The sequence below is a fragment of the Pyxidicoccus sp. M15 genome, from assembly GCF_056858435.1.
This window is the reverse complement of record NZ_CM166495.1, coordinates 714,281-727,361: the sequence shown is the minus strand read 5'-3', so window position 1 is coordinate 727,361 and position 13,081 is coordinate 714,281. Positions and strand designations below refer to the sequence as shown.

Annotated in this window: 9 protein-coding genes; 1 reads left to right on the top strand and 8 read right to left on the bottom strand. The window is 72.5% G+C overall.

Features of this window, described 5'->3' with window-relative positions; genetic code table 11:
* Nucleotides 1-67: 67 nt before the first annotated feature.
* The 7 genes from agmC to ACX9TP_RS02845 all read right to left on the bottom strand — a co-directional run bounded on the left by agmC (nt 68) and on the right by ACX9TP_RS02845 (nt 7,156).
* Nucleotides 68-2,446: an adventurous gliding motility protein AgmC gene (gene agmC / locus ACX9TP_RS02875; protein ID WP_482978159.1), complete on the bottom strand. Its 2,379-nt coding sequence runs from the start codon at nt 2,444-2,446 to the stop codon at nt 68-70.
* A 55-nt stretch (nt 2,447-2,501) separates the two neighbouring features.
* A complete protein-coding gene (locus ACX9TP_RS02870) occupies nt 2,502-3,038 on the bottom strand; it encodes a heme NO-binding domain-containing protein (RefSeq protein WP_482978158.1) in 537 nt (178 codons plus the stop codon).
* Nucleotides 3,039-3,160: 122 nt separating this feature from the next.
* Nucleotides 3,161-3,655, bottom strand: a complete 495-nt coding sequence (locus tag ACX9TP_RS02865) for a hypothetical protein (RefSeq protein WP_482978157.1) — start codon at nt 3,653-3,655, stop codon at nt 3,161-3,163.
* Nucleotides 3,656-3,739: 84 nt separating this feature from the next.
* Complete coding sequence (locus tag ACX9TP_RS02860; RefSeq protein WP_482978156.1) at nt 3,740-3,991, bottom strand: hypothetical protein; 252 nt, start codon at nt 3,989-3,991, stop codon at nt 3,740-3,742.
* Nucleotides 3,992-4,117: 126 nt separating this feature from the next.
* Nucleotides 4,118-5,812: an HD domain-containing protein gene (locus tag ACX9TP_RS02855; protein ID WP_482978155.1), complete on the bottom strand. Its 1,695-nt coding sequence runs from the start codon at nt 5,810-5,812 to the stop codon at nt 4,118-4,120.
* Between the two features lie 28 nt (nt 5,813-5,840).
* A complete protein-coding gene (locus ACX9TP_RS02850) occupies nt 5,841-6,344 on the bottom strand; it encodes a cupin domain-containing protein (RefSeq protein ID WP_482978154.1) in 504 nt (167 codons plus the stop codon).
* 32 nt (nt 6,345-6,376) lie between these two features.
* Nucleotides 6,377-7,156 (bottom strand): class I SAM-dependent methyltransferase, encoded by a 780-nt coding sequence (locus tag ACX9TP_RS02845; protein WP_482978153.1) that lies wholly within the window; start codon nt 7,154-7,156, stop codon nt 6,377-6,379.
* A gap of 112 nt (nt 7,157-7,268) precedes the next feature.
* Between ACX9TP_RS02845 and ACX9TP_RS02840 the strand changes: the two genes are divergently transcribed.
* Nucleotides 7,269-8,579 carry a citrate/2-methylcitrate synthase gene (locus ACX9TP_RS02840; RefSeq protein WP_482978152.1) on the top strand — a complete coding sequence of 437 codons (1,311 nt, stop codon included), beginning with the start codon at nt 7,269-7,271 and terminating at the stop codon, nt 8,577-8,579.
* A 102-nt stretch (nt 8,580-8,681) separates the two neighbouring features.
* Here ACX9TP_RS02840 and ACX9TP_RS02835 read toward each other — a convergent pair whose 3' ends face one another.
* Complete coding sequence (locus ACX9TP_RS02835) at nt 8,682-13,046, bottom strand: beta strand repeat-containing protein (RefSeq protein WP_482978151.1); 4,365 nt, start codon at nt 13,044-13,046, stop codon at nt 8,682-8,684.
* Nucleotides 13,047-13,081 lie beyond the last annotated feature (35 nt).

Below are 13,081 nucleotides of genomic sequence, written 5' to 3'. Positions count from 1 at the left end.
TTCGCTCCGGCACACGGCCACCGTGGCTGCTTCGGTGGCCGCGCCAGCTCGCCGGGCCCGGTGCGGGCTACCGCCGGCGCCGTCTCGCGGCGACGGCCAGGGCCACCAGGGCCCAGACACCCGCCACACCCGCTGGGGCCGCGCCGCACCCGCAGCCCACGTCGAGCGCCGCGGGGCCCCGCACCTCGAAGCCGGTGGCCGGAGACACGGGCCCCGCCGCGCCCGTGACGCTTCCGCGCTCCTGCGCCGTGACGCTGTGCTCGCCCACGGACAGGGCCTGGTCGGCGGGCACCGGGTGGCGGAAGGCGCCCGTCGCGTCGGCGACCACGACGGCCACCTCGGCACCATCCACCGCCAGGGAGACAGACGCACCGGGCGCGGCGACGCCGGCGAACAGCGGCGTGGAGTCCACCACCTCGCCCTCGGCGGGCACCACCATCACCGGCACCTCGCGCACGCCCGCGTCGGTCGTCCCAGTGCCCGCGTCGGTCGTCCCCGTGCCCGCGTCGGCCGTCCCCGTGCCCGCGTCCACCTCTCCGGAGCCCGCGTCCGCGGCCAGCGTCTCGAAGCGCGTGTACGGGGAGAACGGCCCGGTCTCGCCCGCCTCGTTGTGGGAGTGGACGGTGACGCGGTGCGGGCCCGGCGAAAGCGGGCTGTCCTCGGGCACCTGGTAGCGGAAGCGGCCGAACGTATCCACGGGGATGGTGATTTCCGGCCCGTCGTCCACCTCCACGCCCACCGTGAGGCCGTTGGGAGCCACCCCCGCGAACAGCGGCGTGGGCCCGACGGCCTCCCCGTCCGCGGGAATCACGAGGATGGGCGGCACCAGCACCCCACCATCCGCCAGCGTGACGGCGACGTTGAACGTCGTCTCGGCCGAGCGCACGCTGTACGCGCCCAGCGACTCCGCCACCATCGTCACCCGGTGCTCACCCGTGCTCAGGGGCTCGCGCAGCCCGGGGTAGCTCCCGGAGAACTGGCCGTCCGCTCCCGCGTTGAGCTGGACGACCTCCACACCGTCGACGGAGATGAGGACCCGCACGCCCGGCTCCGCCGTCCCCGCGAAGCCGGGCCGCGCGGACACCCCCACGGCCCCACTGGCGGGCATGGTGACCGTGGGCGCCGTCGGAGGCCGGTAGGGCACGAGGTACGTCTGGCCGGTGCCGGCGATGCCCGCGCCCGCGCCGTGCACGGTGCCGTCGAAGGCCGTCGTCCCGGCGGCGCCACCCGTCACGTCCACCGGGCAGCCCAGCGTCTGCCCCTGCACCAGCGCCAGGCCGCCGCCGCCGCCACCGCCCGGGCCGAGGTGGCGGATGTCGTCCGTCACGCTGCCCCCCGTGCCGCCTCGCGCCGTCACGCCGCCGCAGTCCACCTTCCCGGCGGCGCGCACGATGACGGCACCGCCCGCGCCTCCACCGCCCGCGCCGTCGTCCCCCGGCGTGGGCGCCACCGAGAAGCCATTCGCGGTGAAGCGGCCGGTGCCCGTCACCACGTTCGCCCGCACGAGCACGATGCCCCCGCCCGACCCACCGCCGGTGCCATCGTCGTTGTTGCCCTCCCCCGAGCCGCCACCGCCACCGAAGAGGGCCTGGTCCACGAGCGAGTACCGCATGAGCGCGCCCCCGAGACCGCCCTGCGCCCGGCCTTCGTCCACGTCCGAGGCGGTGCGTCCGCCAACCCCGCCCACGTTGCCGTGTCCACCCCCACCGCCCCCGGCGTTGTGGCAGTTGCCCCCGCCACCGCCGTTGACCAGGTGGCCCCGCCCGGCCGCCGTGCCGAAGCGGCCCACCACCACGCCCTCGCCCTTGAAGGAGCCGCCCTGCTCGGGCTGCACGTCCAGCGCGGTACAGCCGATGGGGCCGGCGGCATGGTTGGCGAAGGCGCCGCCCCGGAAGCCCGCGCCGTCCGCGCTGATGGCGCCGTGGTTCGTCACCGTGCCCGTGGCCAGAAAGGCAACGATGCCGCCGCTGCGGCCGTCCCATGGAGCCGCGACGAGGGACGCCCCGGTGGCCACGGTGACGTCGGTGAACTCGGGCACCGCGACCACCTGCGCACCCGGGACGGAGTAGCTGTTCACCAGGGGCGCAGTGAGCCGCAGTTGCACGGGCTCGGAGCTCACGGACTCCAGGCGCGCCAGCTCCCAGCGCCCCACCGCGCCCGGCGTCACCGAAGTGGAGCCGCCCGAGGCCGTCGTCGCTGCGAAGCCGCTGCTCTGGTGGATGAGCACCAGGGACTGGGGCCTCAGGCTGACGCCCCGCTCCAGGCGCAGCACCGTGCTTCCGGCCGCCGCGTCCTGCGTCAGCGCCACGGCGACGTTGATGACCAGCCCCTCCTTGGAGACGGCGAGGACACCGTCACTGCCCGTCCCCTGTCCGAAGGAGTCCAGCTCCGCCAGCGCGGGGACCGCCGTGAGGAGTACGAGCACGAAGAGGGAAGCGAGGCGCATGGGGCCCCCATGGTGCCCCAGAACCCCGGTGCGCGGCGAGCGGGGGCCGTCCTCTTCAGGAAAGCTGGCTGACCTCCAGCTCGCAGGTGGGGTCGCCCTGGTGCATGCACCGGCGCTCGCTCACCACTACCGTCTGGCCCAGGTGCCGGGCCAGCCCGCGGATGGTGCCGATGCCCAGGCCGCACAGCTTCCGGGGCGAGGAGTAGGTCACCCGCACCAGGTCGCGCCGCACGCGCTGGCAGACGACGCTCGGAGGGCGGAGCCGCGAGTCCCGGCGCACCTGCTGGTGCAGGCGCTCCACGTGCTCCACCATGTCGAGCACCGTCCACTTCGGCTCCACGAGGACGCCGTATGTGCGCAGGAGGCTCGGCCCGAGCCGCTCGCCCAGCTCCTCCAGGACGCGCTGCCTCGGCTTGCCCGTCAGCCGCGAGGCCGCGTCCACCAGCGAGAGCACCTCCGTGTCCGGGTAGTCGCGGAACGCCAGGTAGATGCGCCGGGGGAGGCCCGCCTGCGCCAACAGGGAATCCCAGCCGCGAGGCCCCAGCCGATGCTCGGCGTAGCCTCGCAGCTCATGGAAGACGACGCCTTGCATGCCCGGCCCCCTCGGCGGAATGCGATACGTTCCACCGCACCTGCAAAGTTGCGCGCGAGGGGGTACCACGTCTTCCTGCCCTCCAGGGTGATTGCCCCGTGGCCGGGGTCATACGTTGAACATCACTCCTTCGCGGCGGTCAGGGCCCTGACATTCTGGGGGGCGAAGAAGGGCTGGCGCAGCAGGCGGGGCAGGACGCGCCTGTCCACACACCAGAGCTGAAGGGCATCCTCCCACTCCCCCAATTCGGCCACCGCGCGCACGTCGGGCGCGTCGCGGTAGAGGCTGTTGAGGTTGTGGACGAGCGCGGAGAGGTCCTCCACCTCCCAGCGCTCGGAGACGTCCCCGGCGAGGACATGCAGCTCGAGCACGGGGCGCTCGCGCACGTCCACGACCTTGAAGCGGCGGGCGGCGCCGCCCATGGCGGTGGTGAGCGGGCCCACCAGCTCATCGGGGCGGACACCGTAGGCCACGCTGAGGCCTCCCTCGAGCAGGCCCGCGTCGCACAGGCGCAGCAGCGAGACGTGGGGAGGCTCCTCGCGCCGCACCACCTCGGCGGCGGCGTCGCGGTCCTTGAGGAGTCGCTCCCGGGAGAGCAGGTCGAGGGGAAAGGCCATGCGGCCCGGCAGCATACGCGCGGACGGACAGACGCGGTCGTGCGCGTCACCGCCTGTGCGCGCGAAGCCGCTGCGATTCGATGCCTACGAAGAGAACGCGGGTTCCAGCTTCCGGGACTTCGAGGGGGCCGCGACCTGGAAGTGCAGTCGGCCTTCGGCATCCTCTGTGAGCCACCGGTTCCGGCGCGCCAGCTCCAGCAACTCCGTCACGTTGAAGTCAGAGGGCAGGTCGGCGAGGAATCGCACTCGCACTTCCGCGACAGCCCGCAGCAGGTCGCGCACCTCGGTGAAGGACCGGCCGTTCAGTGGCTCGAAGAAGCGATATGCGTCGAACACGAGCAGACTCCTGAGGTCGCGAACGAAATGACGGTAGTGCCTCGGTTCCATCGCGTCTAGCGGCACGGGAGGCGTTCCGTGCACTGACGGGCGCTGCTACTCCTTGCGGTCGGAAGCGCCGGCGCGTCACCCGCGAAGGAACTCATCCAGCACGCCGTCCGCATCCAGCGCGTGGTGGCTCGCGAGCACGAACGCATGCAGATGTGGCTCCTCCGTCCAGGCTTCTCGCAGGCCTCGGATGATGGATGAAAGGCTCGCGGCAGGCTGCAGGCCCCGCTCCGTCCGGATGAGGACGAGGCTGTCGTCATCGGAGGAAACACCCTCGAGTCGGGTTTCACGCTTGAAGGTCTTGAACGGGGTGAACCTGTGGCGCAGGACCAGCACGCCACGCCCGGCGAGCCTGCTCATGGTGGCACCGACCTGCTCCTTGGCATCTGGGTCATCCAAGAGCTGATTGAGCCGCAGGACCTTCTCACGAGCGACGTTGCCCTTCCGCTTCCACAGACTTCGGAGGGTGGCCGAGCGGTTGAGCACCAGGTCGAGGCTGGCGACCAGCAGCGGCTCGGTCGCGGAGCGCCGCAGCTCGCGGAGCGCCTGCCACCAGAAGGCATCGTCGAACATGGCGAACTGATTGAGTGCCGCGCGGACGTTGTCATCGTCCTTCACTCTTGCAGCGAAGATGGCGCCGATGGCGCTCACCAGGTCCGAGCCCGCCTGCCTCTTCAGGACCTCGAGCGATGCGTAGCGAAAGGCGGCTCCTGCCTGCGCATTCTTGTGATGGCGCACCATGGCCAGATTGCTCCGGCTCCGTGACAGGAAGAACGTTTCGAGCGCGCTCAAGCCCGCCTCGCGTATCGCCGTCATGAAGCCGATGTTGGAGTCCCTGACGAGGACGAGATTCCCGACCAGCCGCTCCAGGTCATAGGCCGCGAACTCGAAGCCCAGCGCCCTCCCATCACGCAGCAGGTAATCCCCCCTGTCCGCATCCACTTCGCCATCCACGAGCGAATGCAGCCAGTGCAGCACGTTGGCTTTGGGCAGGACCTTCTGCTCGTACGGCGGCTGCACGTCGAGGATGTCGCGAGCGAGCTGGTAGACGGCGCGGACGCCCGGGCCGGTCTGCGGCTCGACGAGGTTGTCGAGCACCAGCTTCGCCAACTGGTGGCCGATGGCTTCGTGCGCTGGGAGGCCACTCTCCAGCAGCGACTGGACTCCCCTGGGTAGCGCCGCGCCGGGAGGCGCCTGTCGTCTTGCATTCTGCGCGAAGGAGTCCAGCGCGAACTCCAAGTCGTGACTGAAGGGAAGATGGCCGAGGTCATGAAACAGCGCCGCGAGCCGCAGCCCTGCTTCCGCGAACGCGAGCAGGCGTCGTCGCCTGCGCTCTTCCTCAGCGGAGCGTTGACCCGGAAATGCCGCACGTGACGCCAGGAGCCCGCCCTCCCCTGAGAGAGGAGCCATGAGCGGATCCATGTCCGCGGGCTTGAGCTGACGGAAGGCATCGAGCCCTTCGACTTCCTCGAAGAATGCGTCCGCGACCGCGGCTTCTGCGTTCTCGAGGCTCGCAACGAGGAAGCGCGAAGCCAGGTGCATGGCACCCAGGCTGTGGACGAACCGCGAGGTCCTGGCCTCGGGGAAGACCAGGTGCGCGAGCCCGGTCTGGAGGACATGGCGCAGCCGCTGCGTGATGGGATGGTCCACGATGACGCGCTCGTGGGACGCGATCCGGACATAGCCGTGGATGGGGTCGCGAATGACGAACGACCTGGCAGCACAATGCATCTGGGTGTCCCCCTCTGCTAGCTGCAGAGCATAGGACACCATGGGTAGGATGCTCAACACCCTACCTTATCTATCGCTCCTCGCCGCTCCAGTAGTCCACTTCGGCCGACAGGGGCAGGATGACGGACAACGTGCGCGCGGCCTTGTCGCCTCCCGGGGCGGCGCCCGCGAAGAGGACCACCTTCTTCGAGTCCGGACACACGGTGATTTCCGGCTCCAGCATGGTGGAGAACGCGAGGTAGCGCAGCAGGTCCGCGCCGTCGTTGACGAGCTGGTGCGCACCCTCCGGGCCGGCGGGGAGCGCCACGTAGTCCCCCGCCTTCACCGCGACGATGTCCTCGCCGATGCGCAGCCGGCCGGTGCCGGAGAGGATGAAGTACGCCTCCTCGTTGGCCGTGTGGAAGTGGTGCGGCCACGCGTGCTTGCCGGGAGGCAGCTCCATCATGCTGCACCCCAGCTTGCGCCCCTTCGCGGCGGCGCCGAGCTGCTTGCGGCGGTAGGACACGTTGGGGCCGTGCGTGACTTCGTTCCAGGGGACTTCCAGCTCGTGGACGACGTGCGGGTGGGCGGGCATGGCATGGGCTCCTTGGCTGTGGACTGCGCGTTTCAGGGACGCGTCGCCATCAGGGCGAAGATGCGGTGGGGAATGGACAGGGGCTCCTGCGGGAAGCGCTCGGCGAGGAGGGCCGCGAAGGTGGTGTCGAAGCGCGCCACCGCGGAGGCCGGAAGGGACGCACCCACCCGGGCGTTGGCGCGGATGCGGCCTCGCCAGGACTCGTGGGTGTAGGGCACCGTCACGTCGAAGGTGAAGGACTCCAGGTGGACGAAGCCCGCGTCGGCGACGTCGCGGAACCACTGCGGGTAGATGCCCACGCCCTGACCGAAGCCGAGGTACGTCGGCGGCGGGCCGGGGTTGAAGGCGTCGATGAGGGACTCGGTGGCCTCGACGACGCTGCCGGCGGGGGCCAGCCAGTCGTTGTGGGCGATGATGAGCTGCCCACCCTGCACGAGCAGCCGTGCGGCCTCGCGCGCGGCCGTGGGCCGGTCGAACCAGTGCCAGCACTGGCCCGCGACGACGAGGTCATACGCCTCCGAGGGCAGGCCGGTGCGCTCGGCGGGGGCCTGGTGGAAGTCGATGCGCAGCCCCGCCTCGGTGGCGAGCCCGCGCGCGGACTCCAGCATGGGCGCGGACACGTCGAGCGCGGTGACGGTGCAGCCCTTGCGCGCGAGCCCCCGGGCGATGGTGCCAGTGCCGGTGCCCACGTCCACCGCGCGCACGCCGGGCCGCAGGAGCCCCTCTCGGGCGAGCCGCGCGAAGAAGGCGTCCGGGAAGCCAGCGCGGTGCTTTGCGTAGTCGGAAGACGTGCGTCCGAAGTCCACCTGCATGACAGGGCTCCTCTCCACGCATCGGGCCGGGGTGGCCCGGGCCACGGGCGCGCATGTATCGACAGGCGCATCCAGTCGAGTCGACAATGGGCGCCGTGGAGGCGTGTGAGACATGAGTAGACGCAAGGGCGGTCGCTCTCAATCTCGATTCGACCATCAACGTGAGGAGGAGCTGGTGCCGGCGGCGGAGGCCGCGACGCTCCTGGGGGTGAAGCGGGCGACGCTCTACACGTACGTGAGCCGGGGACTCGTGCGCTGCGTGCCCGAGCCGGGGACGAAGGAGAACCGCTACGTGCGCGCGGACCTGGAGCGGCTGAAGGCGCGGCACGATGCGCGAGCGGGGCACGCGGCGGTGGCCGCGGGGGCGCTGCGGTGGGGTGAGCCGGTCATCGACTCGTCGGTGTCACGGGTGGGCGGAGAGGACCTGGTGTACCGGGGGCACTCGGCGGCGGCGCTGGCGGTGGAGGGACGCGGCTTCGAGGACGTGGCGGAGCTGCTGTGGTCGGGGACGCTGCCGGCCCAGGAGACGCGGTGGCCGGCGCCGGAGCTGGCCTTCCCGCCGTCGGAGCTGACACGGCTGCTGCCGAAGGGCACGCCTCCGGTGGCGGCGCTGTCGGCGCTGGTGCCACTGCTGGGAGCCAGAGACCCGGTGCGCTTCGCGGCGCCGCCCGAGGGAGAGAAGGCGCGAGCACGGAAGCTGTTGCGACAGATGGCGGCGTGGGTGTGCGTGGCCTCGGCGCCGGGCCGGGTGGCGAGGGCGCTGAAGGAGGAGACGGTGGCGGCGTCCCTCGCGACGGCGTGGAACACGGACGTGAAGCGCGCACCGGAGCTGCTCAACCGGGCGTTGGTGCTGATGGCGGACCACGAGCTGAACGCCTCCACCTTCACCGCGCGGGTGGCGGCCTCGTCGGGAGCGGACCTGTACGCGTGCGTGAGCGCGGCGCTGGCGACGCTGTCCGGGCCGAAGCACGGCGGAGCGTGTGACAGGGTGGAGGCGCTGCTGGCGGAGGTGGGAAGGCCGGAGCGCGCGGCGGAGGTGGTGTACGAGCGGCTGCGGCGCGGAGAGTCGGTGCCGGGCTTCGGCCACACGCTGTACCCGGACGGTGACCCGAGGACGCCACCGATACTGGACGCGGCGCAGTCGGTGCGACCGGCGGCGCCCCGCGTCCGGGTGGCGAGCGCGGTGCAGGAGGTGATGCACGAGGCCGGGCACCCACCACCGTCGGTGGACCTGGCGCTCGTCGTGCTGGCGGAGTCGCTGGGCCTGCCGCCGGGGAGCGCGGCCACGCTCTTCGCCGTGGGGCGCGCTGCGGGCTGGGTGGCGCACGTGCTGGAGCAGCGCGAGCAGGGCCACCTGCTGCGCCCCCGGGCCCGCTACGTGGAGCCCGCGCCGGCGGCGGCCATTCGCACGGGCACTCCCTAGAAACACCCGGGCCCCACCCGGATGGCGCATGCCACCCAGGCGGGGCCCGAAGAAGCGCCTCACCGGTGACTCCCGGTGAGGCGGTGACGTCCGTGCTTCGTGCTACCGCGACGCCGTCTTCTGGAAGCCGGGGTCGGCGGCAATCTCCAGCCGGCCGATGCCGAAGCCGCTGCTGCCGACCACGTCATCGCCCAGCTTGTTGCGCAGCAGGCCCTTGAAGCGGCCGCCCAGGCTGGCACCGTCGAACACCAGGCCCGCCTCGGCGCCCGGCGCCAGCTCCAGCTTGAGCTGGTACAGGACGCTGCCCGCGGGAATGGCCGTGTCCGTCGCCACCGCGCCCGAGCCCGCGGCCTTCTGGCTGAGCCCGCTGGTCAGCACGCCCGCGAGCGGACCGCTCACCGGCAGCGCCGCAACCACCGCCGGCACCGAAGCGCCCGCCGACAGGATGGCACCCGCGGTGACGGCCCCCTGCGCCGCCAGCCGCACCTTCGTCGCGTCCACCGGCAGGTTGAAGCCCACGCCGTAGCCGCTCAGGTCCTCGGCGGCCACCACGTCCAGCACCAGCTGCGTGTCCGTGGAAGCCGGGTTGCGCATCAGCCGGATGCGCCCACCCGCCGGGTCCGTGTACGCCAGCCTCGCGACGTACACGTCGAACGCGCTGGACTCGGCGCCCGCCAGCGAAGCCGCCGAGGCCGCCAGCACATAGCCCTGGCCCGAGCGGTCCACCGTGAGGTCCGTGAAGCGCGCCACACCGGCCTGCGCCGCCACCGTCACCGTGCCACCGAGCGTCGCACCATTCGCGTTGCCCAGCGCCAGCGAGACGGGAGCCTGCGACGTCGCCGTGTTTCCGAACGCGTCCACCAGGCGCACCGCCACCTCGTTCAGCGGCAGCCCGTTGGGCGTCGAGCGCGGCTGCGCGGTGAACTCCGCGCGCGTGGGCTCGCCGCCGATGATGGCGAACGGAGCGCTCGTCGCGGGCGTCAGCGCGCCCAGCCGGGCCTTCAGCGTGTAGCCCTGCCCGGCCTTCTGCAGCACCAGGTCCGGGAAGGTCGCCACGCCATCCGACACCGCGGCCGTCAGCGTGCCCCGCAGCGTGTCACCGCCGGGGTTCGCGCCCAGCGCCAGCGTCACGTCACCGCTGCCGCTCGTCGCGTTGCCGAACCGGTCCGTCACCTGCACCTGCACCGCCGGGCCAATCGCCGAGCCCGCGGGCGTCGTCGCCGCCACCGGGGCGAAGGCAATCGCGGACGCCGCCGCCGGAGTGACGGTGACGGGCCGCGAGTAGACGACGTACAGCGCGGTGAACGAGGCGTTGTACGCCACGAACACCATCTCCGTGTCGCCCACCTTGTCCAAGGACAGCCCGGGGAAGGTGGCCACGCCGTTGACGGAAGACACCTCGCGGATGCCGCCCACCGACGCGCCGTTCGGGTTGTTGTCGGGGTCCACCGCGGCCGCCACCGTCTCACCCGCCGAGCCGAAGCTCGACACCCGGTTGCCGTACGCGTCCTGCGCCTCCACGATGATGGTGCTCATGGGCGCACCGGCCACCACCGTCGCCGGAGGCTGCGTCGTCACCCCCAGCTGGGCCATGGCCGCGGCCGTCACGTTGAACGCGGAGCTGACCGCCGTCAGGCTGCCCGTGGCCGCCTCCAGCGTGTAGCCCGTGCCCGCCTTGCGCACGCCCAGGCCGGTGAACTGCACCAGGCCGTTGACCGCGCTGCGCGACACCGTGCCCGACAGCGTGGCCCCCGTCGGGTTGTTGGCCAGCCGCAGCGTCACCGTGGCGCTCGAGGACGCCCGGTTGCCCAGCGAGTCGCGGAGCTCCACCTGCACGACGGGGTTGAAGTCGTTGCCCGCCGTGACGCTCCCCGGGTTCGTCAGGAACACGAGGCTCGTCACCGCCGACGCCACGTTGAACGTGTTGCTCGTCGCCGCGGGCACGGAGCCCAGGGTCGCCGACAGCGTGTAGCCGGTGCCCGCCTGGGTGACGGACAGGTCCGCGAAGGTCGCCACGCCGTTGGAGAGCGCCACCGACGTGCCCCCCGTCAGCGCGCCCCCGCCCGGGTTGGCGCCCAGCGCGAGGTCCACGTTGCCGGAGGCGTTGGTGGCCCGGTTGCCGAACGCATCCGAGGCCGCCACCTGCACCGCGGGGGTGATGGGGTCACCCGCCGCGATGTTGCTCGGCTGCTGGAGGAAGGCCAGCGAGGCCGGAGCCGCGGGGACGATGTCGAACGTGTCGCTCACCACCGCCGTCAGCGAGCCCGACGTGGCGCGCAGCGCGTAGCCCGTCGCCGCCTTCTGGATGTGGACCGCCGTGAAGCGGGCCACGCCCGCCGCCGCGGCCTCCGACACCTCTCCCCCCAGCGTGCCGCCGCCGGGGTTGGCGCCCAGCGCCAGGCTCACCGTGGCGGTGGAGTCCGCCACGTTGCCGTACGCGTCGAGCAGCTCCACCTCGAAGGCCGCCAGGGCTTCGCCCGCGACACCCTGGGTGGGCTGGCCGCGGAAGGCCAGCGAGGCCGCCTCCGCCGCGACGATGTCGAACGTGCTGCTCGTCGTCTCGGACAGCCCGTCCGACGTGGCGCGCAGCGAGTAGCCCGTGCCCGCCTTCTCCAGGCGCACCGCGCCGAAGGTGGCCACGCCCGCCACGGCCGACTCCGTCACCGTGCCCTGCAGCACACCGCCGGCGGGGTTCGCCGCCAGCGCCACCGTGACGCTCGCCGTGGAGGCCGTGAGGTTGTCGAACGCGTCCAGGATGGACACGCGCATGCCCGGGCTCAGGGCCACGCCCGCCGTGCCGTTGGCCGGCTGGCGGGAGACGACCAGCTTCGCCGGCGCCGCCGCGGAGATGGCGAACGTGCCGCTCGTCGCCTCCGTGAGCGAGCCCGAGGTGGCCTTCAGCGTGTAGCCCGTGCCGGCCTTCTGGACATGCACCGCGGAGAAGCGGGCCACGCCCTGGTCGGCCGCGACGGCCACGGTGCCACCGAGCACCGCGCCCGAGCCACCCGCCAGCACCACCTCGTCCGAAGTGGGCACCGTGTTGCCGAACGCATCCCGAATGGTGACTTCGACGGCCGGAGCCAGCGCCTCGCCCGCCACCGCGTTGGACGGCTGGCCGGTGAAGGCCAGCGCCGCCGCCGCGGCCGGCGCCACGTCGAACGTGCCGCTCGTCGCGGCCTCCAGCTGCCCGGACGTCGCCTCCAGGGAGTAGCCCACGGCCGCCACGTTGATGGACAGGTCGGCGAAGGTCGCCAGGCCCGCCACCGCGGCCACCGAGCGCGTGCCATGCAGCGTCGTGCTGCCCGGGTTGGCCTTCAGCGCCACGGCCACCGTCGCCGTGGAGGCGGTGCGGTTGCCATGGGCGTCCAGCACCTCCACCTGCACCGCCGGGGAGAGGGCCGCGCCGGCCGTGCTCGCCCCCGGCTCCGTCACGTAGGCCAGCCGCGCCGCCGCCGCCGGGGTGATGGCGAAGGCGGAGGAGTCCACCGCCGCCAGCGAGCCGAAGGTGGCCTGCAGCGTGTAGCCCGTGCCGGCCTTCTGGATGCTCAGCGCATCGAAGGCCGCCACGCCATTGGCCACCGCCACGGAGGCCGTGCCGCCCAGGGTGGCGCCGTTGGCGGCCACCAGCGCCAGGGAGACAGGGCCCTCGGCCCTCTTCGCCACCTTGCCGCGCGAGTCGAGCACCGTCACCCGCACCGCCGCCAGGGTGGCGCCCGCCACCGTGGAGTCCGCCGGCTGCGTGGTGAAGCTCAGGCTGGCGGGCTGGCCGGGCCGCACCTTGAAGGGCGCGGACTTCACCACGGGCAGCGAGCCCGAGGAGAAGGCCAGCACGTAGCCCTCGCCGTCCTCGTCGATGGTCAGCTCGTTGAAGGTGGCCACGCCGGCCACCGTCTGCGCCGTGGTGTTGCCGGACAGCGTGGCACCCGCGGTGCCGCCCTCCAGCGCCACCGTCACCGTGGACGCCTCCTCGGGGACGTTGCCGTAGGCGTCGCGCAGGGTGACGCTCACCGGAGCGAGCACCCCGCCGACATCCACATCCGTGGGGACGCTGGTGAGCGCCATCACGGCGGCGGGCGCCGGACGCACGGAGAAGGCGGCGCTGGCCACCGTCTGCGTGCCCAGCTGCGCCGACAGCTTCATGCCGGCGGCGGCCTTGCCCACGGAGAGGCCGGTGAAGCGCGTCACGCCGTAGCTGAGCGGGGAGCGGGTGGCGCCTTCGAGCCGGGCACCCTCGGGAGCATCGGTGAGCGTCAGCTGCACCGTCCCACCGCGGTCGGTGAGGACGTTGCCGCTGGCGTCGACGAGGGCCACTTCGACATCCCCCAGCTTCTCACCCGCCCGGACCGAGCCGGGCTGGGTGCGGAAGACCAGGGTGGCCTCCGCGGGCTGGGGCTTCGGGTCGTCGCCGCAGGCGGTGGCGAACAGCGCCACGAGCAACGTGAGACCGACAGCAAGGCGCTGTGACACGGGATTGCGCTCCAGGAGGAACGAATGAGGGGAAG